Genomic DNA, 22445 nt, shown 5'->3' on the forward strand with positions numbered 1-22445 from the left:
CAACCCACGCCCGTTCATCTGGACCAAGACCGCCGAAGAGATCCTCGAATCACTCGCCCGATTTTGTAGGCGAATTTCCGGCGCAGCACACTAGTACCTGAACACGGCCACGGTCCGGCGCAGGTCGCCGGCGATGTGGTCGAGCTCCTCGGCCGTGGTGGCCGTGCTCCTCGCGATGCCCGTGGTCTCGTCGGCCGCGGCCGCCACGCCGTTGACGTTCGTGCTGATCTGGTTGGCCCGGCCCGCGACCTGGCTCACCGTGCGGCTCATCTCGGCCGTCGTGGCCGACTGCTCCTCGACCGCCGCCGCGATGCTCGCCTGGGCGTCGCGGATGGTCGTGATCACCTCGCTGATCGACTCGATGGCGTACACCGCCGCGGACGAGTCGCGCTGGATGGCCCCGACGCGCTGGGCGATGTCCTCGGTCGCGCGGGCCGTCTCCTGGGCCAGGTCCTTCACCTCGGTCGCGACGACGGCGAAGCCCTTGCCGGCGTCCCCGGCGCGGGCGGCCTCGATCGTGGCGTTCAGCGCCAGCAGGTTCGTCTGCTCGGCGATGGAGGTGATGAGCTTGACGACGGTCTCGATCTCGCGGGAGGACTGACCGAGACTGCCCAGTACCGTCGCCGCCTCCGCCGCCTCGTGCACGGCCCGGTCCGCGGTGGCCGCGGCGTCGGAGGTGCTGCGGGCGATCTCCTGGATCGAGACGCCGATCTCCTCGGAGCCGGTGGCGACGGTACCGATGTCCTGCGTGATGCCGTCGGTGGCCTCCGAGGCCAGGTGCACCTCCTCCGACGAGCGGGCCGCGCTGGCGTTCATGGCCCCGGCCGCGCTGGTGAGCTGGGCGGCCGCGGTGGAGACCCGGACCACGTTCCCGTCGACCTCGCGCAGGGAGCCGCCGAGGCGCTCGAGGCCCCGGTTCAGCGCGTCGCCCATCCGGCCCACCTCGTCGCGGCCGGCGACCCGCAGCCGGCCCCCGAGGTCGCCCTCGGCGACGGCTTCGAGCACGCGGACCGTCTCGCGCAGCGGGCGGGAGATCATGCGGCTGACGATCGACACGAGGACGGCCGCGAGCACGACGGCCGCGACGATCATGCCGATGATGAGCAGGCGGGAGCGCTCGTACGAGCTCTGCGACGCGCTCAGCGTGTTCTGCGACTTGACGTCGACGGCCGCGTTGAGCCGGTCGAGCGCGGCCTGGGCGGCGGCGGTCAGCGGGTCGGCCTTCGTCTTGCGGATCTCGGTGATCTTCGCCTCGTCGGTGTTCGCGGACTGGGCCAAGGGCAGCAGCTCCTGCTGCAGCACCGTGCGGAAGTCGGCGAGGGACTGCTCGAAGGCCTGCCGGTCGCTCAGCCCGCCGGCGGCCGGCAGCGCGATGAACTTGGCCCACGCCGCGTCCAGGTCCGCGTTCGCCTGCTGGATGTTGCGCAGGGCGGTCGCCATGTCGACCGGCGTCGCAGACAGCGCCATGTTGGCGACCTCGGCCTGGACGGTCTTGAAGGACAGCCCCACGTCGTCGAGGTCCGCCACGTCCTGAAGGTTGTCGGTATACATGAGGTGCAGCCGATCCTGGGCACCGGCGAGCTGCACGATGCCCAGGACCCCGACCCCCACGAGCAGGACGCACACGACCGCGACGGTCGAGGCGAGCTTCGCGGCGATCGGCAGATTGCGGACCATGTCCGACCAATCGGCCGCCGGCCCGGCTACGTGAGCAGTGTTCCGCGAATCCAGTCGTGGAGGGGGTCCACCCGGGTGGTGGCCTCCTCCTGGTCGTGCGGGCAGGCGGGGCCGGTGCTCTCCACCGAGACGAGCACCGGGAACCTGGCGTTGCGGCCGGTCTCCGCGATGTAGGGCGCGCCCGAGTCGTACTCGCACGCGCTCGTGTCGGGCGCCGGGCGGTAGCCCTTCACCCCGATCGTGCCCGGGGCGACCGCGGACACCTTGACCTGCCCGGTCTGCAGGTGCCCGGCCGGGGCCGTGTCCGTGGACACGAGCTTGCCCCACCCGGTGATGCGCAGCACGTCGCCGATCGCGGGGGCCTTCTCGGCCACCCGCAGCGGCACGATGTCGTACACCGGCTTCGCGAGCTTGGCCATCGCGATGTCGCCGCTCGGGCCTTGCCACACGGAGACCACGTGCACCACGTGGCCGCCGCGGCGCGACAGGTCCGCGCGCCCGATCGTCGCGGTGGTCTCGTAGGGCACCGGCCCGGAGACGGGGTTGCGCTGCGGATCGTGGAAACAGTGCCCGGCGGTGATGATCCACCACGGCGACAGAAGGGCCGCCGAGCAGGCGCTGTCGTAGTGGGTCCCGTCGGGCTTGGGGATGTCGGTCATGGTCAGCTTCACCGCGAACCGGTACCGCCCTTGCGGCACCGGGTTTCCGTTCGCGACGGCGTTGGCGGGTGTGGCGAGGCTCATCCCGGCCGCCGCCACCACTGCGGTGAAGGCGACCAGGCGAGTGAACCGTGACGTCATGTCCAAGCTCGTCTCCACATTTACGGCTTTTTATGCACCTTGCACGCGCACGATCCCCGCCACGGCTTTTGTGCCCCTTGCGCGTGCACGAACCGCTCGGGCCCGAGCCACTCCCGCGCCGGCCCGACGGCCCGCTCGATCCACTGGACACGGCGGTACCCCGCCCCGGGGCGCAGGACGGTCTCCATGTCGGCACGCCGGCCGGTGACGAGTCGCCGACCGGCCCGTGACGGTCGCCGACCGGCCCTACAGCGCGGCGGGCATGTCGGTGTAGACCGGGTCCGCCAGCTCGCCGTCCGGCGTGACGCGCAGCGAGGCCAGCTGGGTCGGCGGCGTGCCGCGGTCCCAGATGCGCTGGTTGCGGATCGTCGCCGAGCGGACCCGGGCGTTCACGCGGATGCCCGCGGCCGGGTGCCCCGCGGTGCCGTTGCCCCGGATGCGGTTGCCCACGAGGAACGGGTCGATCAGCTCGCCGTCGAGCCGGATGCCGTCGCCCGCGTTGTCCCAGATGTCGTTGCCGTCCAGCACCATGTCGCTCGCCGGGACCGAGATGGCGCCGGGGAGGTTGTGCTGGCGGTAGCCGTTGCCCCCGTTGCGGCTGATCCGTGACGCCGTGACCGTGTAGCCGCCGGGAGTGTTGCCGATGCTCACCCCGTCACCCGCGTTCGAGTCGACCAGGCAGCCGGTCACCACGCCGTAGCGCCCGGCCACGTGCGTGGTGCCCTGGCCGGACACGTCGAAGCCCGCGGTGTGGTTGCCGATCATGGTGCAGCCGGAGACGAGCAGGCCGTCGGCGCCCCAGTCCGAGATCCCGTACTTGTTGTCCTCCGCGTGGCACCCCACGATCCGGATCCCGCGCGGCGGCGTCCAGGCCGCGTCCTGCAGTTCGACGAAGATCCCGTTGGTGCCGTTGCGCCGGGTCACGCACTCGGTGACGGTCAGCCGCTCGACGGTGCCCCAGCCGCCCACGCCGATCCCGATCCCCGCGCCGCCCTTCTCCCAGCCCGTGTCGAGCCGGCCGCAGTGCACGGCGACGACGCGCTCCACGGTGCAGTCCTGCAGGAAGTCGCAGCCGAACCCGGTCGCCGGGGTGTCGTGGATGTAGAGGTCGCGGAAGGAGCCTCTCAGGACGTACTGCAGCCCCAGGCCTTTGGCGAGCACATCGTAGGTGGGCAGGCGCACCTGCGAGCCGTCGATCTCGAAGCCGGCGAAGGTCACGTCGGCGATCGGGCGCTCCGGGGCGGCGCCGTGCTGCAGGGCGGTCCAGAACGCCAGCGGCATCGGGGTGCTCGGCGCGCCCGGGTTGGACAGCAGGAACCGCGTGGCCGACGGCCCGTCGCCGACGAGTGACACGCCGGTGCGCCAGACGGTGCCGGCGTCCCGGATCGCGTACGTCGCCGCCGGGCAGTAGATGACCTCGCCCGGCGGGCTGGAGTCGACCAGCTTCTGCAGCGCCGGCTGGTCGTTGGTGACACCGTCGCCGGCGAGGCCGTGGTCGAGCGCGTTGATCACGGGGAGTCGGATACCCGCAGGGCCGCGAGTATGCGCGCGAGCTCGGCCCGATCCCGCTGCGGCAGCGCCGCGAAGAAGCGCTCTCCCTGCGCTCCCCGCTCCGCCTTGATCCGCCCGGCGGCGTCCTCGCCCGCCGGCGTCAGGCGCACCAGGGTGGCCCGGCGGTCGGCGGGGTCGGGGAGCCGCTGCACCATCCCGCGCTCCTGCAGCCCGTCGACGACCTCGGTGGTCGAGCGCGGGGCGATGCGCAGGTGGTCGGCCAGCTCGCTGAGCCGCATGGTGCCGTGCTTGGCGAGCACGAGGAACGCGCGCCCCTGGCCGGGCGTGATCCCGAACGGTTGCAGCGACTCGTGCGACTGGTGCCGCAGCCGCCGCGCGACGCTCCAGAACAGCTCCGAGAGGTTCTCGTCCTCCACGGGAACACGATACCAGCGGTTTTTGTTGTTCCCTCATAGTGAGGTACCCTCAGCATATCCGACAGAAGGGAGCTCCCCTTGGAGCCCAATCCCCCCACCCGCCCGCGCGGGTCCCGCAAGCTCTCCGCCGCCGAGAAGGCGCAGGCCAAGCAGGTTTCGCTGGCCCGCATCGGCCGGCTGTTCACCCGGCACCGCGGCCGTCTGGCCGCCGTCGTGCTCATCATCGTGGCCTCGTCCATCCTCTCGATGGCCTCGCCGTTCCTGCTGCGCGAGGTCATCGACCGCGCACTGCCGGCCCGGGACGTCCGCCTGCTGGTCTGGCTGGTGCTCGGCATGGTCGCCGTCGCCGCCGTGACCTCCGCGCTCGGCGTGATCCAGACCTGGCAGTCGACCAAGGTCGGCCAGCTGGTCATGCACCGCCTGCGCGTCGACGTGTTCACGCACCTGCAGCGGCAGTCCGTCGGCTTCTTCACCCGCACCCGCACCGGCGAGGTGCAGTCCCGCATCACCAACGACATCGGCGGGATGGAGGCGGTCGTCACCAACACCGCCACCTCGATCGCCTCGAACCTGACCACCACGGTCGCCACCGCCGTCGCCATGGCGGCGCTGTCCTGGCGGCTGTCGCTCGTCTCCCTCGTCGTGCTGCCGCCCGCGATCTACCTGACCCGCCGGGTCGCGAGCATGCGCCGCGAGATCACCGCCCAGCGCCAGCGCGAGCTGGCCGACCTCAACGTGACCATCGAGGAGGGCCTGTCCGTCAGCGGCGTGCGCCTGTCCAAGACGATGGGCGCGGGCGGCGCGGTCGTGCGCCGCTTCACCGAGTCCTCCGAGCGCCTGATCGACCTGGAGCTGCGCTCCGAGCTGGCCGGCCGCTGGCGGATGGCCTCGATGAGCATCATCTTCGCGGCCATCCCCGCGGTCATCTACCTCAGCGCCGGGCTGCCGATGACGGCCGGGACGCTGAGCATCGGCACCCTGGTGGCGTTCACCTCGCTGCAGGCCGGCCTGTTCCGCCCGCTCATGGCCCTGCTCGGGGTCGGTGTCCAGCTCACCAGCTCGCTGGCGCTGTTCGCGCGGATCTTCGAATACCTCGACCTGCCCGTCGAGGTGGCCGAGCCTGAGCACCCGAAGCGCCTGCCCGAGGTCCGCGGCCACCTGCGCTTCGAGGACGTCACCTTCACCTACCCCGGCAGCGACTCGGCCGCGGTGGCGGGCGTCAGCCTCGACGTGCCGGCCGGCACCTCACTGGCCCTCGTCGGCGAGACGGGCTCGGGCAAGAGCACGATCGCCGCGCTCATCGCTCGCCTGCACGACCCCGGCGCCGGCCGCATCACCATCGACGGCGTGGACCTGCGCGACCTGAGCCTGACCGACCTCGCCGGCATCGTCGGCGTGGTGAGCCAGGAGACCTACCTGCTGCACACGACCGTCCGCGAGAACCTCCGCTACGCCCGGCCGGACGCGTCCGACGCCGACATCGAGGCCGCCGCGCGCGCGGCGCAGATCCACGAGCTCATCGCCGCCCTGCCCGAGGGCTACGACACGGTCGTGGGCTCGCGCGGGTACCGCTTCTCCGGCGGCGAGCAGCAGCGCATCGCGATCGCCCGCACCCTGCTGCGCGACCCGCGCGTCCTGGTCCTCGACGAGGCCACGAGCGCGCTGGACAACGAGACCGAGCGCGCCGTCCAGCGGGCCTTCGACGACCTGGCCCGCGGCCGCACCACGATCACGATCGCGCACCGGCTCTCGACGGTCCGCGACGCCGACCAGATCGCGGTCGTCGACCACGGGCGCATCGTCGAGCGGGGCACGCACGCGGGGCTGCTGGCCGCGGACGGGGCGTACGCGACGCTGGCGGCCTGAGCGGCGGGCCGCACCGTGTAGCCCGATCGCCGTGCCCCGATCGCCGGAGTCCGGGAACTCCCTGATGACGGGGGTGGCGCGGCCGGGGCATGCTTGGTGGCATGGGTCGTTTCCTGATTGGTGCCGTCGCGGTCGTCGTGGGCCTGTTCGTGGTCGGCGCGATCGCCGTGTGGGTGTTCCACGCCCTGCTCAGCGTGCTCGGTTACCTCATCGTCGGCGTCCTGGTGGTGGGGGGCGGGCTGTGGCTGTACGCCAAGGCCAAGCGCGGCCTCGGCGGCTCCCGTAACCAGCGCCGCCTCGAGGCCGGCCTGGCGACGTGGAAGCAGCGCAACCGCTGAGCCTGAGCGCTCTGCCCCGCTGAGCGTCAGTTCCGGCGCGCGATCGCCGCGTTCAGGGCGGTCGCGAAGCCGGTCCAGGCCACGTAGGGGACCAGGGCGGCCCCGGCCGTCCGGTCCGCCTGCCAGGCCCGCCGCAGCAGGTCGAGGTTCGACGCGTTGAGCAGCGCGATCTCGGCCAGCGCGGCGCGGGGCCGGCGGGCCCCGAAGAAGATCGCCGTCCACGCCGCGTTGAGCGCCAGGTTGGCCCCGTAGGCGGCGGCGAACGAGCGCCGCCCCGGCCCTCGGCGGGCGTCGAGCGCCCGCGCCCCGGCGAAGGCGATCAGCCCGTACAGCGGCGTCCACACCAGCGGGAACGCCTGCCGGGGCGGCTGCCACGAGGGCTTCTCGAGCCGCCGGTACCACGGGTCCCCCGGCCGCGTCACCAGCGACCCGATCCCGGCCGCGGCCGTGACCGCGGCGGTCGTCCTGAGCCATGTGGGAACGTGCATGCCCTGCTGGTACCCACCGCCGCGGTCAACTCACCTCGGCGTCACCTCGAGCACGCGGGTGGCGGGGACGGCGGCACCGTACCGCTCCCGCAGCGCCTGCCGATCCGCGTCCTCGGTGAACGCCGTCAGGCCCTCGCGCGAGGCGAACCGGATGACCTGCACCTCCTCGCGGCCGGTGGTGAGCCGGCGCTCGAGGGTCCCGCCGTGGCGGGGCAGCAGGGCCAGGACCTCGTCCTCGTAGCGCGCCGAGTCCTCCGACACCAGGTCGACCAGCGCCACCAGCAGCAGTTCCGTCACCGCGCCAGCCAAGCACACCCCGCGGAGCGCGACGAGGCCGCCCGCCGGTCCGAGCGGCCGCGTCAGTAGGCGGCGCGGTGGTCGGCGGCGTACTCGGCGAACGTGCGCGCGGGGCGGCCGAGCACCGCGGCCACGCCATCGGTCGGTGGGTGCTGCGGCCGGTCGAGGTGGCGCCGGTAGCGGGCCATGAGCGCCTCGGCGAACGGGCCGGGCAGCCCGCCCGCGGCCATCGCCCGCGCGGCCGCCTCCGCCGGGACCTCCTCGAACCGCAGCGGCCGGCCGAGCACGGCGCCGAGGATCGCGACCTGTTCGCCGTGGCTGAGCGACTGCGGCCCGGTGAGCTCGAGCACGCCGTCACCGGCCCCCAGCAACGCCCGTGCCGCGACCTCGGCGAGGTCCCGCTCGTCGACGAGCGACTCCTCGAAGGCGCGGAAGGCGTACCGCACGACGTCCCCGGCCCGCAGCTGCGGCCCGAAGGCGCGGACCGTGTTCGCGGCGAACGAGCTCGCGCGCAGGGCGGCCCATGGCAGCCCGCTCCCGCGGCCCGCTCGGCCTCCCGGTTGCGGTCGCCGGCGAGGCGGGACGGCTGGTGCTCGGGCGGCTCGTCGACGTTCATCGCGGAGAGTGCGACGACCCGCCGCACCCCGCACTCCCGGGCCAGGGCGGCGAGCTCACCCGCCCGCTCCCCCACCGCCCGCGGGTGCAGGAACAGCGCGTGCACGCCGCCCGCGCGCAGGGCTTCCTCGGCCGTGCCGCCCGTGGCGCGGCTGACGGCCCGCACGGCGTGCCCTCCGGCCTGCAGCGCGGCGACGAGATGGCGTCCGACAAGGCCGGTGGCGCCCGTGACCAGGATCATGACGGCTCCTCTGCGAGTATGGTGACTCCGGGACCAATACTTTACGAGTTTCATAATATATGGAACGGGAAGTCAGATCATATGAGTTCCGTAACACCTTCGCGGCGGCGGGCGACCAACGCGATCAAGGAGTCGCTGCGCGCGCTCAGCACCGAGCTCTCACTGCTCAACCACCGGGTGGGGGCCCGGCTGGAGCTCAAGGACGCCGACTTCGACTGCCTCGACGTGATCCACCGCCACGGTCCGCTGAGCCCGAGTGCCCTGGCCCGCCACGCCGGGCTGCACCCGGCGACGATGACCGGGGTGCTCGACCGGCTCGAGCGCGGCGGCTGGGTGGCCCGCGACCGCGACCCGGAGGACCGCCGCGCCGTGGTGATCCGGGCGCTGCGCGAGCGCAACGCCGAGATCTACGCGCTCTTCGCCGGCATGAACGGCCGGATGGACGAGCTGTGCGCCGGCTACGACGAGGCCGAGCTCGCCCTGCTGGCCTCGTTCCTGGACCGGGTCACCGAGGCCGGCCGGACCGCCGCGGACGAGCTCAGCTGACGTCCCAGACGCGCACCACGCCGTCGCGGGAGCCCGTGGCCAGGCGGGTGGCGTCCTTCGGGCTGAAGGCGAGCGCGTCGATCGGGCTGCCCGCCTGGTCGTAGGAGCGCAGGTGCGCATACGTGGTGGGATTCCACAGGTGTACCCGCCGGTCGTCCCCGGCCGCCGCCAGCACGGACCCGTCCCGGTCGAAGGCGACGGCGTTCACCGGCGTCCGGTCGCCGGCCAGCCGCGCCGCCACCACGCCCGCCTGGCCGGGCCACAGCAGCACGTCGCCGTCGGCCCCGGCGGTGGCCAGCGGGTAGCCCCCAGGGCTGTACGCCAGCGCCCGGATGGTGTCGCCGTGCGTGACGGTGGCGTCGACCGGCTGGCGGGCGCCGTCGGCGCTGCTGTAGACGGCCGGCGCCGGGGCCGCCCCGGCGAGCGCGACGTCGGTCGCGTCCTCCCCGCTCGGGTTGAACGCGGCCGCCGTGACCGCGCCGGGGTTGAACGCGCCGAGCTCGGCGCGCTGGCGGCCGGAGGCGACGTCGTACACGAGGCCGAAGCCGGTGTCACCGCCCACCACCAGCAGCGCGCCGGTGCGGTCGAAGCCGAGCGCGGTGATCTGGAACGGGCGGTTCAGGACAATGCCCTCGCCGCTCTCCTTGCGCGAGGCGACGTTCCAGAGGTGCACGCGACCGTCGTCGCCGCCCGCGGCCAGCAGCTTGCCGTCGGGGCTGAACGCGACCGACCGGGTCGCGGCGTTCGTGGTCAGCGTGGTCGCCTTCTCGTCGCCGACGTCCCACAGGCGCAGGGTCTTGTCGTCGCCGACGGCCGCGAGGAGCCGGCCGTCGGGGCTGAACGCGACGGCCCGCACGGCGCCGACGGCACCGCGCAGCTCGGCCACGACCGGCCCGCGGTGCAGCCAGGCGCGCACGCCGAGCACCCCCGCGACCACGACGAGGATCACGACCACGATCCCGGTGTGCCGCCCCCAGCCCCGCTTCCGCGCGGCGGGCTCAGGCTTCGGCTCAGGCTTCGGCTCGGGCTTCGGCTCAGGCTTCGGCTCGGGTTTCGGAGGGGTCACCGGCTCGGCAACAGCCACCGGCGCGACCGACACGGGCTCCGGCGCGGCGAGCACCGGCGTCAGGTCCTCGGTCGGCAGGGCGGTCTCCCAGCGCGCGGCCGGGGCCAGCAGGCTGCCCTCCGCGACGGCGAGCTCGGGCTGGTCCACGATCGTCGGCGCGATCCGCAGCGCCCGGTGCAGGAGCGTCGCGGCCAGCGGGATGCGGGACGAGCCGCCGACGAGGAAGACGCCGGCGATGCGCTCCGGCACGGCGCCCGACTCGCGCAGGACGCGCACGGTCAGCGCGACGGTCCGGTCGAGGTACGGCCGCGCCGACGCCTCGAACTCCTCGCGCGTCAGGTGCAGGTCCTTGTCCACCAGGGGCAGGTGCAGGTCGGCGGTCGCGTGCCGGGTGAGCTGCTCCTTGGCCGCGCGCGCCCCGGTCCACAAGGCCCGCCGGGCCTGCTGGTCGGCCTGGCTCTGCGGCCAGTCGAGGCGCCCCCAGGCCTCGGCGGCGCCGGGCGTGAGCGTGCGGGCGTGCTGGACCACGGCCGCGTCGAGGTCGAGCCCGCCCACGTCGGCCAGCCCGTCGGCGGCGAGGACCTCGAAGCCCCCGCCGGTGGCCGCACGGCGCACGACGCTCACGTCGAAGGTGCCGGCGCCCAGGTCGTACACCACGACGGTATGGGCGGGCCGCAGGTCGTGGACGGTGCCGAAGTGCGCCGCGGCGGCCACGGGCTCGGGGACCAGCCCGACCTCGCCCAGCCCGGCCCGGCGGGCAGCCTCGGCGAGCAGGCTCAGGCGGGTCCGGCCCCAGGCCGCCGGGTGGGTCAGCACCGTCTCGCCGATCGGGCCGCCCGCGACCCGCCGCGCCTCGGTGCCGACCCGGTCCAGGATCGCGGCGAGGACCTCGGCGACGGGGAACTCCCGCTCCCCCAGCCAGACGGTGCCGTCGTCGATGCGGCGCTTCGGGTTGGCCTCCAGCCCCGCGGGCTGGGCGATCGCGGCCCGCTCGGCGTCCTGCCCGGTCAGCAGCCCGGGCCCGGAGCCGGCGAAGACCGCGGAGGACAGCAGCGGCGAGGCGTCGAACAGCAGGGGCCGCGACGCGCCCGGGAACGCCAGCACGGCAACGGTCGTCGACGTGCCCAGGTCGATGCCGAGCCGGTATGCCACCCGCACACTGTACGAGCCCTGGCCAAATCCATGAACTCTGGTCAATCCCCGGGCTCTGGCCGATCTCAGCCCGCGGCCGCCTCCGCCATCAGGTGGAACGCCTGGGCCTCGGCCGAGGTGCCCGGGCGGTCGAACGTGGGCGCGCCGCAGACCGAGGTGACGAGCCCGTCGACCACGAAGGGCGCCACGGCGGCGCGCAGGGAGTCGGCGACGGCCGTGTAGGAGCCCGGGAGCCAGCCGTCGGCGACGCCGGTGTACGCCGCGTACGCCAGCATCTGCGCGAGGTTCGCCTCCCGGAACGAGCCCGGATCGTCGAGCACGTCCCCGAAGAGCCCGTCGCCCCGGCGCCACCGCAGGCAGGTGTCGATCACCTCGCGCGCGTGCCCGGCGAGGGGCGCGGCGAGGGCCGGGTCGTGCCGGATGGCCCGAGCGAGCCCGGCGGCGACCCAGCCGCTGCCGGTGCCCCAGCACTTCGGGCGGTTGTCGGCGGCGAGGTAGAGGCCGTCGCGGCACAGCCGGGCGCGGTGGCCCTCGGCCTGCCGCACGGCCAGGTCGGGGCGGCCGGCGAGGGCGAGCATCGGCACCACCATGTAGACGGAGTCGGCCCAGACCTCGGGCGCGTCCAGCAGGTGGTAGAGGGTGCCGTCCGCGGCGCGCGGCGCCCGTTCGACGATCCAGTCCAGTTGACGGCGGGCGGGTTCGGCGGCATCGAGCAGTACGACACCCTGATAGATGGCGGCCGAGTTCACCGATCCGCGCTCGCCGCCGATGGTGCCCAGCCGGCCGTCCGGGCTCTGGTGCACGACCGCGTCGCGGGCCAGCCGCCGGGCCAGGTCGGTCAGGCCCAGGTCGAGCAGGGCGTGGATGGCCACGCCCTGCTCCCAGTTCTGCCGCTGCATCGCCAGCAGCGTGAGCAGGACCGGATTCACCCTGGCGTCACTGCTGGGGCGTGAGCACGAAGAGGGGGATCTGCCGGTCGGTCTTCTGCTGGTACTCGTCATAGGCCGGCCAGGTCTCGGTGGCCCGCTGCCACCACTGCTCCTTCTCCGCGCCGGTGACCTCGCGGGCCGTGTAGTCGCGCTTGACCGGCCCGTCCTGCAGCTCGACGTGCGGGTTGGCGACGATGTTGTGGTACCACACCGGGTGCTTCGGCGCGCCGCCCAGCGAGGCCACGACCGCGTACTCCCCGCCGTGCTCCACCCGCATGAGCGGGGTCTTGCGGATCTTGCCCGACTTGGCGCCGAGCGTCGTCAGGACGATGACGGGCCGGCCCTGCATCGTGTTGCCCTCCGCCCCGTTGGTGCGCTCGAACAGTTCGGCCTGATCGCGCGACCACTCGGACGGGCTCGGCTCGTACTCACCGGACAACGGCATGGTGCATGCTCCTCACTGATCCTTGATCTCCTCGTCGACGCTACCCTCCGGCTCCGTTTCGGACTCGGGTTCGGGTTCGTCGGCCTCGCCGTCGGTGTCGTCCACCCCCGGCGGCTCCTCACCCTCGTCGGTGGGCTCGCCGTCGGGGTGCTCGGCGAGGTACCGCACGGCGGTGTTGCCCACCGCGAGCAGCGGCACCGCGACGAGCCCGCCGACGATCCCGGCCGCCACCACGCCCGTCGTGATCGCCAGGATCACCGCGAGCGGGTGCAGCGCGACCGCCCGGCCCATGATCAGCGGCTGGAGGACGTGCCCTTCCAGCTGCTGTACGGCGATGACGACGCCGAGCACGAGCAGCGCGCTGACCGGCCCGTTGGTGACGAGCGCGACGAGCACCGCGACCGTGCCGGAGAGCGTGGCCCCGATGACGGGGATGAACGCGCCGAGGAACACGAGCGCGGCCAGCGGCAGCGCGAGCGGGATGCGCAGGACGGCCAGGCCGATGCCGATGCCGAGCGCGTCGACGAACGCGACGAGCACCGTGGCCCGCACATAGGAGACCAGGGTGTACCAGGAGTAGTGCCCGGCCCGCGCGACGGGCACCTGCGCCTGGTGCGGCAGCAGCCGGCACAGGAACGCAAAGATCTGCCCGCCGTCGCGCAGGAAGAAGAACAGCGTGAACAGCACCAGGAAGAACCCGGTGGCCACCTCGCCGAGCGTCGTCGCGGTGCTCAGGGCCCCGGAGGTCAGCGCGCCCCGGTTGGCCGTGAACTGCTTCTCCAGCGAGCTCACCGTGTCGTTGAGCTGTTTCTCCGAGATGTGCAGCGGCCCGGAGTTGAGCCAGCGCTGGATCTCGCCCAGGCCCTCGCCCACGCGGCCGGAGAGATTGTTGAACTGGGCGATGAACGTGTAGATGATCACGCCCAGGCCGCCGAAGACCACGATGAGGCCACCGACGAGCACGATCGCGGCGGCCAGCGAGCGATGCAGCCCGCGCCGGCGCAGCCAGCCGGCCACGGGCTCGAGCAGCGCAGCGATCAGGATCGCCACGGCGACCGGGATGACCATCAGGCGCAGCGCGGCGATGACCTTCAGGAGCAGGTACGCGGCCAGGATGAACAGCACGATCCGCCAGGCCCAGGCCCCCGCGACCTTGATGCCGCGGGGGATGCCGTCCTCCACAGTGGACGCGGGCCGCACCTCCACCGGACCGGCGAAGGGCGGCACGGAACGCGCCGCGCTCAGCCGCGTCCGGGCACGCTCACCGACCTGGGTTATCCACTGCGCCATGCCACGGCAGTACCCCTATCGAGGTGGGATCAACCGGGCATTACTTCTGGCGGTCGTACCGGGAGAAGTCGTCGGGGTTGTCCTTGCTCGACGTGCGCCAGATGTCGCCGTTGCACGTGTAGTTCGTCGGGTCCAGGTTGGGCTCGAGCTGGATCTTGCCGGCCTCGGTGCCGTCGACACTGATCGTGACGACCGTGGTCGCCTCGCCGCCCGCGTAGGAGATCACGCCGTCCTTGGTGGTCATCTTCCACTCGGTGCGCCCGGCCCAGGTCGCGGTGACGGTCCGCCCGTCGTCGGTCTTGCCGCTGTAGGACGTGGTGGTGTCGTCCTCGATGGCGTTGCCGTCGTCCTTGATCTCCCAGATCTTGCCGCCGCCGCTCATCTTGACCGTGGTCAGGTTCCCGCGCTTGGCGGTGTCCGTGCCGGTGAGGTCGACGACCTTCTGGTACGACGTCTGCTTCCACTTGCCGACCAGGCACTTGTCGATCGGGCCGGTCTGCGAGGAGCCCGCCTGCGGGGTCGTGGGGCTGTCGGGCTTGCGGTTGAGCGAGACCACGACGATGGCGACCACGACGACCACGAGCAGCACCGAGCTGATGATGAGCGCGGCGAAGAACTTGCTGCGGCGCCCGGAGCCGTCTCCGCCCGGCATGGGCGGGGCGGAGGTCTGGTACGCCGGTGGCTGCTGGTACGCCGGGGGCGCGCTGTACTGCTGGGACGCGTACGGCACGGCGGAATACGGCTGGGCGGGCTGCTGCTGCGGCGGCTGGGGTTGCTGCGGCGGCTGGTACTGGGGGTACTGCGGCTGGGGCTGCTGATACTGGGGGTATTGCGGCTGGGGCTGCGGCGGCTGCGGCGGATACTGCGGCTGGGGCTGGCCATAGGGCTGCTGGGGCGGGTAGCCGCCGCTCTGGTCGGGCTGCTGCCACTGCCTGCTCGGGTCCACGTCCCTATCCTCCCCCATGCGGCCGCACGGCTAACTTGCCTCGCAAAGTTCACGCGCCCTTCCGCGTGAACCCCTCGCGTCATTCGCCGTCGAGAATGGCACACGCGCACATCTTTCGCAGGTCGCATTTTCCGGCAAAAGCCGCGTATCGCCGCGGCGCTGACCAGCGAAATCCCACTTGGCGCCAACTGGCCGACCCATGGCGGGGCTTTGTGTGTGACGATCGATCGGAGCGGGTACACGTCGCGCACCGGGCAGGCCCGTCGGAGGAGGTTGGGCGTCATGCTCAGCGAGAGCGAGCAGAAGCGGCTCGCAGACATCGAAGCCGCGTTGCGCAGCGACGCGCGCTTCGTCAATGGATTCAACCGGGCCATGACTCGCCGGATCACGCCCCGCCGGGTGACCTCGGTGATCATCGCCATCGCCGCGATCGTCGGCGCCATCATCGGCCTGGCCGCCGGCAGCGTCTTCGGGACAGTGCTGGCGATCTGCGCCCTCGGCGTCGCGGGCGGCGTCTGGACCTACCGGTCGGCGCAGCCCGAGCCTGTGGCCCCCCTGATAGACACCGAACTCTAGGACTGCCCCCATCGCGTTCCCCGGCCCCGCCAGGCGCCGGGGAACCGTCGTATCACGACCCGGCCTCTCCTGCTCCGGAGTTCGGCACGGATGGATGTGTCGCAGTGGCGGGGTGACCCGGGGTGGCGCGAAGGTCGTGCCGTCGCCGACTTCGAGCAGGATGCGGGCCGCGGCCCCGGGCAAGATGGTGCGCATCAAGCATCCCCTCGATCGGCGGCGATCTGGTCACGTCGGCGCAGGATGTCGCGGTCGCCGGCGACGCGGGCGGGGCAGTGTCGGGACGGCCCCGGCGATGACGTAGGCGTCGCGGGCATCGGTCCTCGCCGCGCCGGAGCGCAAATCCGCGATGCGGCGCATCGCCACTCCAGGCAGGGCAAGCGAACCCGAGGCAGGAAACGCCTGAATGGCGTCGGCTGTCGGCAGCCAATATGTTCGTCATATGCGCGCCCGCGTGGCCGAGGACCGTGGTTTCGGTCGCATTCTTGGATAATTCTCGGCATGGGGCAGATGCAGTTGTTCGGCTCGCGGGAATTGGCTGCTGTGCGCGATCGCACGAAGGCCAGGAATTGGTGGCCGGGGAAGGACGAGTTCCGGAAGGAAGCGCAGCGGCGGCGCGACTGGGGGCTGGTGAGACGGCATGCGGAGAAGCTGCGCCGCATCCACGACCCCGCGGCACCCACACGGAGCCCCGCAGAAGTTACCCCCATCCAAGCCCATTCCAGCCCCGCCACAATACCGGTCGCCGCGATTCCCAAAGGCGACGATTGCGCAATTCTACCGGCCCGCTCCACCACCCGAGCACACCACGCAAAAGCATTTCACCACCCGGCAACAGGGCATGATCCGGAAAGCGACCGGGACGCAGCGAGCCGTGCGCCCGTCCGATTGACGGCCGCCGGTATCGGACTTTTCGCCTGCCGGGCGATCCGTCCCGAATGGGCGAAATCCGGGCGTGTCGATCTTGCCCCGGGCGGGGCCAGGCGGGACAGTGGTCCGGTGATGCCTCCGATCGCCAGGCTCAAGGCGGCGCTCAACGGTGGCCGGGCGCCCGGCGAGCACCCGGGCCTGCCCTGCTCCCCCGCCGAGCTCGCCGACGCCGCGCAGCGCGCGGTCGCGGCCGGAGCCGAGGCCGTGCACCTGCATCCGCGCGACGACGCCGGTGCGGAGTCGCTGGCGGCGGCCGACGTGGGCGCGGCGGTCGCGGCCGTGCGCCGGACCTGCCCGGACACGCCGGTCGGGGTCACCACGGGGCTGTGGATCACGGGGCGGGACGTCGCCGCGCAGCAGGAGGCGGTCGCGGGGTGGGTGGGGCTGTCGCGGTACGAGTGCCCGGATTTCGCCTCCGTCAACGTCTCCGAGCCCGGGTTCACCGCGCTCGCCGCCACGCTGGGCGAGCTCGGCGTCGCGGTCGAGGCCGGCGTGTGGACGCTCGAGGACGCCGGGGCGCTGTCGATCGCGGGCGGGGTGCCCCGGGTGCTCGTCGAAATCATGGGGCCGGGCGTGGACGCCGAGGCGATTCTCGCGCGGCTCGACGAGGTCGGGGTGGCCGGCGAGCGGCTGCTGCACGGCGAGGGTCCGCTGTGCTGGCCGATGGTCGAGCTGGCGGGGCGGCTCGGGCTGCCGACGCGGATCGGGCTCGAGGACACCCTCACCGGTCCGGACGGGGCGCCCGTGGCTGACAACGCGGCGCTGGTACGGCTCGCGCTGTCGGTCTGGTCATCGGCCCGATCGGGTTCATAGCGCGCCCGCGGCCGTCGGACCGCGGCCGGAGCCGGGCACGAGCAGGGCGACGGTGGCGTAGACGTCGGCCCACAACAGCTCCGGTCAGCCACGGACCGCCGACGCCGGCCGGCCGGACACGGAAACGGCCGCCGCGAGCGCGGCGGCCGTGATCCGAATCGGGGCAGCTAGCTCTTCTTGACGCCCTTGCCACTGCGGAACAGCTTCACCATCCCGGCGAAGAACCGCTCCATCTCGGAGCCGAACGGGTTGTCGCTCACCACGTAGGTCCAGGTGGCGCTCGGCCGCACCAGGCCCGCGTTCTCCGGCTCCCAGTCCGGCCCCTCGATCTCCAGCTCCTCGAACTCGGAGACCGTGCGGTTGTCGATCTCGGCCAGCAGGCCGCGGAACGCCGGGATCGCCTCGCGGTGGAACTCGTCCAGCGGGTCCTGCGAGCCGAGCACCCGCAGGTGGATGCCCTCCCGCAGCTCGCTCATGTCGGCCAGGTGCTCCGACCACGCCTGGTCGGCGTGGAACAGGGCGATCTGGCGCGCGATGCGCAGCAGCGTCTCCTCGCCCAGGTCCTCGGCGAGCTCGTTGTACTTGTCCGGCGCCCGCTCCGCGAGCAGCTCGCCCGCCGCGTCGGTGGTGAGCAGCTCCTCGCGCCGCTTGCCGTGCAGCTGGCGGTGCTGGTCGAGCAGGTAGTTGTACCGCCAGGTGTTGCGATGGATCTCGAGGTTCACCGTCTCGGCGACCCGCTGGGCGGAGCCGATGGCCCACCGCACGTCCTCGTCCTCGATGGCGCCCTCGGCGTCGGCGCGGCCCATGGGCATGGGCTCGGGACCGTACCGCTCGACGAGCTCGTCCTCGAGCGAGACGAAGAACATCGACTCGCCCGGGTCGCCCTGCCGGCCGGCCCGGCCGCGGAGCTGGTCGTCGATGCGGCGCGAGTCGTTGCGGGCCGTGCCGATCACGAACAGCCCACCGAGGTCGGCGACCCGCTCGCGCTCCTTCTCGTCGCTGCCGCCGAGGCGGATGTCGACGCCGCGGCCGGTCATCTGCGTCGAGACCGTCACCGCGCTCACCGAGCCGGCCTCGGCCACGATCCCGGCCTCCGACTCGTCATTCTTCGCGTTGAGGACCACGCACTCCACGCCCTCCTCGGCGAGGGTGGCGGCCAGCCGCTCGGACTCGGCCACGCTCAGCGTGCCGATGAGCACCGGGCGGCCGGTGGCGTGCATCGCGACGATCTCGGCGACCACGGCGATGTCGCGCTCCTCGGCGGAGGCGTAGACGCGGTCGGGCCAGTCCTTGCGGACGTTGGGCAGGTGCGGCGGGATGACCGCGACCTCGAGCTTGTAGAACTCCCGCAGCTGGTCACCGACCGGCATGGCCGTGCCCGTCATGCCGCAGATCCGCTTGTACTGCGTCAGGAACGCCTGCACCGTGATGGTCTGCAGCACCGTGCCGCCACCGCTGGAGCGGATCTTCTCCTTGGCCTCGACCGCGGCCTGCAGCCCGTCGGGCCAGCGGCGCCGCTGCGCCACCCGGCCGCGGAACTCGTCGATGAGCTCGACCCGCTCCTCGCGCACGATGTAGTCGACGTCGCGGACCAGCAGCGCCTCGGCGTGCAGCGCCAGGTTGACCGCGGTCAGCGTGTCGACGTTCTCCTCGGCATAAAGGTCGATGTCCAGGGCGGACTCGACCTTCGCCAGGCCCTGCGTGCTCAGGTGGGCGGTGCGGCCCTCGTCGACGACCTCGTAGTCCCGGTCGCGGTGCAGCCCGCCGACGATCTCGGCGATCGCGATCGGCTGGTCCTCGCCGGCGATGGTGGAGCCGGCCAGCACCAGCGGCACCCGGGCCTCGTCGATGAGGATCGAGTCCGCCTCGTCCACGATGACCGTCGCGAACTCCCGGTGCACCCGGTCGGCGGTGTTCGTCACGATCGAGTCGCGCAGCAGGTCGAAGCCCGCCTCGCTGACCGAGACGTAGGTGATGTCCTGCGCGTAGGCCGTGCGGCGCTCGTCCGGCGTGGAGGACTCGTTGACCCACCCGACGGTCAGGTCGAGCAGCTCGTAGACCGGCCGCATCCACTCGGCGTCGCGGCGGGCCAGGTAGTCGTTGACCGTGATCACGTGGACCGGGCCCTGCGCGGCGTAGCCGGCGGCGGCGATCGCGGCGGTCAGCGTCTTGCCCTCACCGGTGGCCATCTCGACGACGTGCCCGGCGAGCAGCACCTGGGCGCCGAGCAGCTGCACGTCATACGGCCGCTCGTCCAGGGCCCGCTTGGCCGCCTCCCGGCCCAGCGCGCACGCCTCGACGAAGTCCTGGGGGTCTTCCCGCTGGTGCAGTGCCTTGGCGGCGGCACGGAGATCGTCGTCGGTGAGCTCGGACAGCTCGGCCTCGCGCTTCTCGATCTCCGGCAGCAGGGCGCGCATCGGTTCGAGGTCGATCGTGGTGCCCGGCTGCTCCTGCAGCTTGCGGCGCCACGCGTTGAATTTGCTCACCAAACCCATGCCGAACACGATACGTCGCCCACGGCGGCCACTGTGCGCCCCATCACGCCCTATCTCAGGACCGGTCGAAACCGGTTGAAACTTTCCGCGTGCGCGGCACGATGGTCGGCATGGACAACGCCGGCGTCGAGCGGTTCAAGCGGGACGGGTTCGTCAAGATCGAGGCGGCGGTACCCCCGGACGTGGTGGAACAGTGCGCCGAACTGCTCTGGGCCCAGATCGACGCCGAGCCCGGCGACCCCACGACGTGGACGAAACCGGTGTACTGGGTCGGCGGCATGGCCCAGGAGCCGTTCCGGGCGGCGGCCAACCAGCCGGTGCTGACCGACGCCTTCGACGCGCTCGTCGGCCCGGGCCGGTGGCGCCCGCGCGCCTCGATCGGGTCGTTCCCGCTGCGCTTCCCGCACCCGGAGGAGCCCGACGACGCCGGCTGGCACATCGAGGGCAGCTTCTCGCCGCCGGGCCGCTCGGAGTTCTGGGCCGACGTGCGCTCGCGCGGGCGGGCGCTGCTGCTGCTGTTCCTGTTCACCGACGTCGACGAGCGCAACGCCCCGACGCGGGTCCGGGTCGGCTCGCACATGGACATCCCGCCGCTGCTGGCCCCGTTCGGGGAGGACGGCGCGTCGATCATGGATCTCGGGCCGCGGATCGACGCCGTGTCCGCCCACCGCGACCAGGTGCTCGCGACGGGACGGGCCGGCGACGTGTTCCTCTGCCACCCGTTCCTCGTCCACGCCGCCCAGCCGCACCACGGCGACCGGCCGCGGTTCCTGGGCCAGCCGCCGCTGGAGCCGGTGGGGCCGTATCCCGCCGAGGGCCCGGTCGCGGAGACGATCCGGGCGGCCTTGAGCTGAGCGCGGCCCGAGGCGAGGCAGTATTGGTGCCGTGGAACAGTCAGTCGCGGCCCTGAGCGCGCTCGTCGGCAAGGGCGGCGTGCTCGTGCTCAGCGGGGCCGGCCTGTCGACGGAGTCGGGCATCCCCGACTACCGGGGGCCGAGCGGGATGCGGCGCAACGCCCAGCCGATGACCTACCAGACCTTCACCCGCGACCCGATCGCGCGCCGGCGGTACTGGGCCCGCAGCCACCTCGGCTGGCGCACCATCGCGCGGGCCGCCCCCAACGCCGGGCACCACGCCGTCGGGCGGCTGCAGGGGCTGGGCCTGCTCACCGGCGTCATCACGCAGAACGTCGACGGCCTGCACCAGGCCGGCGGCGCGGACGGCGTCGTGGAGCTGCACGGCGCCCTCGACCGGGTGGTCTGCCTCGACTGCGGCGAGCTGTCCGGGCGCGGCGAGCTCGACGACCGGCTGGGCGCGGCCAACGCCGGCTTCGACGCGGTCGCGGGCGGCATCAACCCCGACGGCGACGTGGACCTCACCGACGAGCAGGCGGCCGGCTTCGCGGTCGTGGACTGCACGGGCTGCGGCGGGATGCTCAAGCCCGACGTCGTGTTCTTCGGGGAGAGCGTGCCGCCGCCGCGGGTACAAACCTGCTTCGACCTCGTGGAGCGCTCCGCCGCGCTGGTGGTGCTCGGCTCGTCGCTCACCGTCATGTCGGGCCGCCGGTTCGTGGTGCGCGCGGCCAAGCTCGGCCTGCCCGTCGCCATCGTCAACCAGGGCCCGACACGCGGTGACGTGCACGCCTCGCTGCTGCTCGACGCGCCCCTGGGCGCCATCCTGTCGAGGGTCGCCTGGGACCTGCGCACCTGACCGGCGGTCGGGGGTCCGGCAGGGCATGACTCGGGTCCGCCGTGGTGGCGACCGTCGCTCCCGCCAGACACCGCTCGGCGCTGCGCGCCGACGCTGCCAGGTCCGCGGCCGGTCACCCACCCGGCTTGTGATTCCCCCGGCGGCCGCCGCTGCCAGCGCGGCGCCCGAAGCGGTCAGCGGTCCACCTGCTCGACCAGTGCCTGGCAGAAGGCGGGCAGGTCGGCGGGCTTGCGGCTGCTGATGAGGTTCCCGTCCACCACGAGCTCCTCGTCCACCCAGGTCGCCCCGGCGTTGCGGTAGTCGGTCCGCAGCGACGGCCACGAGGTGATGCGCTTGCCGCGGACCGTGTCGGCCTCGATCAGGATCCAGCCGCCGTGGCAGATGACCGCAATCGGGCGCCCCAGGGCCGCGAAGCCGCGGACGAACTCGACCGCCGTCGGCTGCCAGCGCAGCAGGTCGCCGTTGGCCACCCCGCCGGGCAGGACGAGGGCCGCGAAGTCGCCCGGCCGCGCGTCGGCCGCGGTTACGTCCACGTCGAACGAGTCGGCCGGGTCGAGGTGGTGGTAGCCGCGCACCCGTCCGGGCTCGGGCGAGATCAGCCGCGGCGTGTGGCCCGCGTGCTCGACCGCCTTCCAGGGCTCGGTCAGCTCGGCCTGCTCGATACCTTCCTTGGAAACCAGAAACGCGACATCCATGCCGATCCGGTACCCGCCGGGAGGCCGTCCAACCTGATGCGGCCGATATCGGCGTTGCGCGCCCATCACGGGTATCCGAGGCTTACCAGCTGTGAAGCCAGCCGTGAAGCCAGCCGTGGAGCCCATCGCACGACGCGCCGTCGCCACCGACACCGAGGAGCTCGTCCGGCTGCGGATCGTGATGCTCGAGGACATGCACGGCGAGCCCGCCCCGCCCGGCGAGTGGTCCCGGCACTCCGCGGCCACGCTGCGCCGCCACCTGCCGGTCCCGGACCCCGCCGCCACCCTGGCCGCGTTCGTGGTCGACCGACCGGACGGGCCGGGCCTGGCCGCGTGCGCGGTGGGCACGATCGAGGAGCGCCTCGCCTCGCCCGGCAACCCCGGCGGCCTCGTCGGCTACATCTTCAACGTGGCCACCCACGAGCCGTACCGCCGCCGGGGCCTCTCCACCGCGTGCCTGGACGCGCTGCTGGCCTGGTTCGAGGCCCGCGCGGTGCCGGCGGTGCGCCTGTTCGCCTCCCGCGACGGCCTGCCCATGTACGAGCGGATGGGCTTCCGGCGCGAGACCAAGACCTCGATGGAGCTGATCCTGCCCCGCTGACGCG

At 72.9% G+C, this 22445-nt stretch carries 22 protein-coding genes and 2 pseudogenes; 8 read left to right on the top strand and 16 right to left on the bottom strand.

The window, feature by feature from the left end; all coding sequences use genetic code 11:
• Positions 1 to 90 precede the first annotated feature (90 nt).
• The 4 genes from ABT369_RS55685 to ABT369_RS55700 all read right to left on the bottom strand — a co-directional run bounded on the left by ABT369_RS55685 (position 91) and on the right by ABT369_RS55700 (position 4405).
• The gene (locus tag ABT369_RS55685; RefSeq protein WP_350626508.1) at positions 91 to 1677 is read right to left on the bottom strand and encodes a methyl-accepting chemotaxis protein; all 1587 of its coding nucleotides are present in this window, start codon (positions 1675 to 1677) and stop codon (positions 91 to 93) included.
• A 26-nt stretch (positions 1678 to 1703) separates the two neighbouring features.
• Entirely contained in the window at positions 1704 to 2477 is a 774-nt protein-coding gene (locus tag ABT369_RS55690; RefSeq protein ID WP_350626510.1) for a S1 family peptidase, read from the bottom strand.
• Positions 2478 to 2723: 246 nt separating this feature from the next.
• Entirely contained in the window at positions 2724 to 3989 is a 1266-nt protein-coding gene (locus tag ABT369_RS55695) for a right-handed parallel beta-helix repeat-containing protein (protein ID WP_502891960.1), read from the bottom strand.
• Complete coding sequence (locus ABT369_RS55700) at positions 3986 to 4405, bottom strand: MarR family winged helix-turn-helix transcriptional regulator (protein WP_350626562.1); 420 nt, start codon at positions 4403 to 4405, stop codon at positions 3986 to 3988. The genes ABT369_RS55695 and ABT369_RS55700 overlap by 4 nt, the downstream gene beginning before the upstream one ends.
• Before the next feature lie 78 nt (positions 4406 to 4483).
• Here ABT369_RS55700 and ABT369_RS55705 point away from each other — a divergent pair, with 78 nt between their 5' ends.
• Together ABT369_RS55705 and ABT369_RS55710 are read left to right on the top strand one after the other, a co-directional pair.
• Positions 4484 to 6271, top strand: coding sequence for an ABC transporter ATP-binding protein (locus ABT369_RS55705; RefSeq protein WP_350626512.1), 1788 nt, complete (start codon positions 4484 to 4486; stop codon positions 6269 to 6271).
• 101 nt (positions 6272 to 6372) lie between these two features.
• Positions 6373 to 6609: a hypothetical protein gene (locus ABT369_RS55710; RefSeq protein ID WP_350626514.1), complete on the top strand. Its 237-nt coding sequence runs from the start codon at positions 6373 to 6375 to the stop codon at positions 6607 to 6609.
• A gap of 26 nt (positions 6610 to 6635) precedes the next feature.
• Here the strand turns inward: ABT369_RS55710 and ABT369_RS55715 are convergent, their stop codons facing one another.
• The 4 genes and pseudogenes from ABT369_RS55715 to ABT369_RS55730 all read right to left on the bottom strand — a co-directional run.
• Positions 6636 to 7097, bottom strand: coding sequence for a TspO/MBR family protein (locus ABT369_RS55715; RefSeq protein WP_350626516.1), 462 nt, complete (start codon positions 7095 to 7097; stop codon positions 6636 to 6638).
• 30 nt (positions 7098 to 7127) lie between these two features.
• The gene (locus tag ABT369_RS55720) at positions 7128 to 7394 is read right to left on the bottom strand and encodes a hypothetical protein (protein WP_350626518.1); all 267 of its coding nucleotides are present in this window, start codon (positions 7392 to 7394) and stop codon (positions 7128 to 7130) included.
• Between the two features lie 62 nt (positions 7395 to 7456).
• Complete coding sequence (locus ABT369_RS55725) at positions 7457 to 7840, bottom strand: Rossmann-fold NAD(P)-binding domain-containing protein (protein WP_350626520.1); 384 nt, start codon at positions 7838 to 7840, stop codon at positions 7457 to 7459.
• Between the two features lie 344 nt (positions 7841 to 8184).
• Positions 8185 to 8304: pseudogene (locus tag ABT369_RS55730) on the bottom strand (hypothetical protein); the annotation flags it as partial.
• Positions 8305 to 8331: 27 nt separating this feature from the next.
• On the opposite strand from ABT369_RS55730, the gene ABT369_RS55735 reads away from it, so the two are divergent.
• Complete coding sequence (locus tag ABT369_RS55735) at positions 8332 to 8796, top strand: MarR family transcriptional regulator (RefSeq protein WP_350626564.1); 465 nt, start codon at positions 8332 to 8334, stop codon at positions 8794 to 8796.
• On the opposite strand, the gene ABT369_RS55740 is transcribed toward ABT369_RS55735, so the two are convergent.
• The 5 genes from ABT369_RS55740 to ABT369_RS55760 form a co-directional block, all read right to left on the bottom strand.
• Positions 8789 to 11014 (bottom strand): Hsp70 family protein, encoded by a 2226-nt coding sequence (locus tag ABT369_RS55740; RefSeq protein WP_350626522.1) that lies wholly within the window; start codon positions 11012 to 11014, stop codon positions 8789 to 8791. The genes ABT369_RS55735 and ABT369_RS55740 overlap by 8 nt on opposite strands.
• A gap of 65 nt (positions 11015 to 11079) precedes the next feature.
• Positions 11080 to 11943, bottom strand: coding sequence for a glycoside hydrolase family 88 protein (locus tag ABT369_RS55745; protein ID WP_350626524.1), 864 nt, complete (start codon positions 11941 to 11943; stop codon positions 11080 to 11082).
• A 7-nt stretch (positions 11944 to 11950) separates the two neighbouring features.
• Positions 11951 to 12388, bottom strand: coding sequence for a nitroreductase family deazaflavin-dependent oxidoreductase (locus ABT369_RS55750; RefSeq protein WP_350626526.1), 438 nt, complete (start codon positions 12386 to 12388; stop codon positions 11951 to 11953).
• A gap of 12 nt (positions 12389 to 12400) precedes the next feature.
• Positions 12401 to 13678, bottom strand: a complete 1278-nt coding sequence (locus tag ABT369_RS55755; RefSeq protein WP_350626528.1) for an AI-2E family transporter — start codon at positions 13676 to 13678, stop codon at positions 12401 to 12403.
• 40 nt (positions 13679 to 13718) lie between these two features.
• Positions 13719 to 14624, bottom strand: coding sequence for a hypothetical protein (locus tag ABT369_RS55760; RefSeq protein ID WP_350626530.1), 906 nt, complete (start codon positions 14622 to 14624; stop codon positions 13719 to 13721).
• Between the two features lie 282 nt (positions 14625 to 14906).
• Here ABT369_RS55760 and ABT369_RS55765 point away from each other — a divergent pair, with 282 nt between their 5' ends.
• Positions 14907 to 15200, top strand: a complete 294-nt coding sequence (locus ABT369_RS55765) for a DUF3040 domain-containing protein (RefSeq protein WP_350626532.1) — start codon at positions 14907 to 14909, stop codon at positions 15198 to 15200.
• 252 nt (positions 15201 to 15452) lie between these two features.
• On the opposite strand, the pseudogene ABT369_RS58115 reads toward ABT369_RS55765, so the two are convergent.
• Positions 15453 to 15572: pseudogene (locus ABT369_RS58115) on the bottom strand (IS110 family transposase); the annotation flags it as partial.
• A gap of 627 nt (positions 15573 to 16199) precedes the next feature.
• Between ABT369_RS58115 and ABT369_RS55770 the strand changes: the two are divergent.
• Entirely contained in the window at positions 16200 to 16940 is a 741-nt protein-coding gene (locus ABT369_RS55770) for a 3-keto-5-aminohexanoate cleavage protein (protein ID WP_350626566.1), read from the top strand.
• 167 nt (positions 16941 to 17107) lie between these two features.
• Here the strand turns inward: ABT369_RS55770 and secA2 are convergent, their stop codons facing one another.
• A complete protein-coding gene (gene secA2 / locus ABT369_RS55775) occupies positions 17108 to 19435 on the bottom strand; it encodes an accessory Sec system translocase SecA2 (protein WP_350626534.1) in 2328 nt (775 codons plus the stop codon).
• Positions 19436 to 19524: 89 nt separating this feature from the next.
• Between secA2 and ABT369_RS55780 the strand changes: the two genes are divergently transcribed.
• Positions 19525 to 20289 (top strand): phytanoyl-CoA dioxygenase family protein, encoded by a 765-nt coding sequence (locus ABT369_RS55780; RefSeq protein WP_350626536.1) that lies wholly within the window; start codon positions 19525 to 19527, stop codon positions 20287 to 20289.
• Positions 20290 to 20311: 22 nt separating this feature from the next.
• Positions 20312 to 21145, top strand: a complete 834-nt coding sequence (locus ABT369_RS55785) for a Sir2 family NAD-dependent protein deacetylase (protein WP_350626569.1) — start codon at positions 20312 to 20314, stop codon at positions 21143 to 21145.
• Between the two features lie 173 nt (positions 21146 to 21318).
• On the opposite strand, the gene ABT369_RS55790 is transcribed toward ABT369_RS55785, so the two are convergent.
• The gene (locus ABT369_RS55790; RefSeq protein ID WP_350626538.1) at positions 21319 to 21840 is read right to left on the bottom strand and encodes a type 1 glutamine amidotransferase domain-containing protein; all 522 of its coding nucleotides are present in this window, start codon (positions 21838 to 21840) and stop codon (positions 21319 to 21321) included.
• A 103-nt stretch (positions 21841 to 21943) separates the two neighbouring features.
• Here ABT369_RS55790 and ABT369_RS55795 point away from each other — a divergent pair, with 103 nt between their 5' ends.
• The gene (locus ABT369_RS55795) at positions 21944 to 22441 is read left to right on the top strand and encodes a GNAT family N-acetyltransferase (RefSeq protein ID WP_350626540.1); all 498 of its coding nucleotides are present in this window, start codon (positions 21944 to 21946) and stop codon (positions 22439 to 22441) included.
• The last annotated feature ends 4 nt before the right edge of the window (positions 22442 to 22445 follow it).

Origin of the sequence: Dactylosporangium sp. NPDC000244 (genome assembly GCF_040300725.1) — a bacterium.
Lineage (GTDB): Bacteria > Actinomycetota > Actinomycetes > Mycobacteriales > Micromonosporaceae > Dactylosporangium.

Excerpts from the sequence above, each read along its gene's own strand:
- ABT369_RS55765 (WP_350626532.1), top strand. The coding sequence starts at position 14,907 with ATGCTCAGCGAGAGCGAGCAGAAGCGGCTCGCAGACATCGAAGCCGCG.
- ABT369_RS55710 (WP_350626514.1), top strand. The coding sequence starts at position 6,373 with ATGGGTCGTTTCCTGATTGGTGCCGTCGCGGTCGTCGTGGGCCTGTTC.
- ABT369_RS55735 (WP_350626564.1), top strand. The coding sequence starts at position 8,332 with ATGAGTTCCGTAACACCTTCGCGGCGGCGGGCGACCAACGCGATCAAG.
- ABT369_RS55790 (WP_350626538.1), bottom strand. The coding sequence starts at position 21,840 with ATGGATGTCGCGTTTCTGGTTTCCAAGGAAGGTATCGAGCAGGCCGAG.
- secA2 (WP_350626534.1), bottom strand. The coding sequence starts at position 19,435 with ATGGGTTTGGTGAGCAAATTCAACGCGTGGCGCCGCAAGCTGCAGGAG.
- ABT369_RS55750 (WP_350626526.1), bottom strand. The coding sequence starts at position 12,388 with ATGCCGTTGTCCGGTGAGTACGAGCCGAGCCCGTCCGAGTGGTCGCGC.
- ABT369_RS55770 (WP_350626566.1), top strand. The coding sequence starts at position 16,200 with ATGCCTCCGATCGCCAGGCTCAAGGCGGCGCTCAACGGTGGCCGGGCG.
- ABT369_RS55755 (WP_350626528.1), bottom strand. The coding sequence starts at position 13,678 with ATGGCGCAGTGGATAACCCAGGTCGGTGAGCGTGCCCGGACGCGGCTG.
- ABT369_RS55715 (WP_350626516.1), bottom strand. The coding sequence starts at position 7,097 with ATGCACGTTCCCACATGGCTCAGGACGACCGCCGCGGTCACGGCCGCG.
- ABT369_RS55685 (WP_350626508.1), bottom strand. The coding sequence starts at position 1,677 with ATGGTCCGCAATCTGCCGATCGCCGCGAAGCTCGCCTCGACCGTCGCG.
- ABT369_RS55690 (WP_350626510.1), bottom strand. The coding sequence starts at position 2,477 with ATGACGTCACGGTTCACTCGCCTGGTCGCCTTCACCGCAGTGGTGGCG.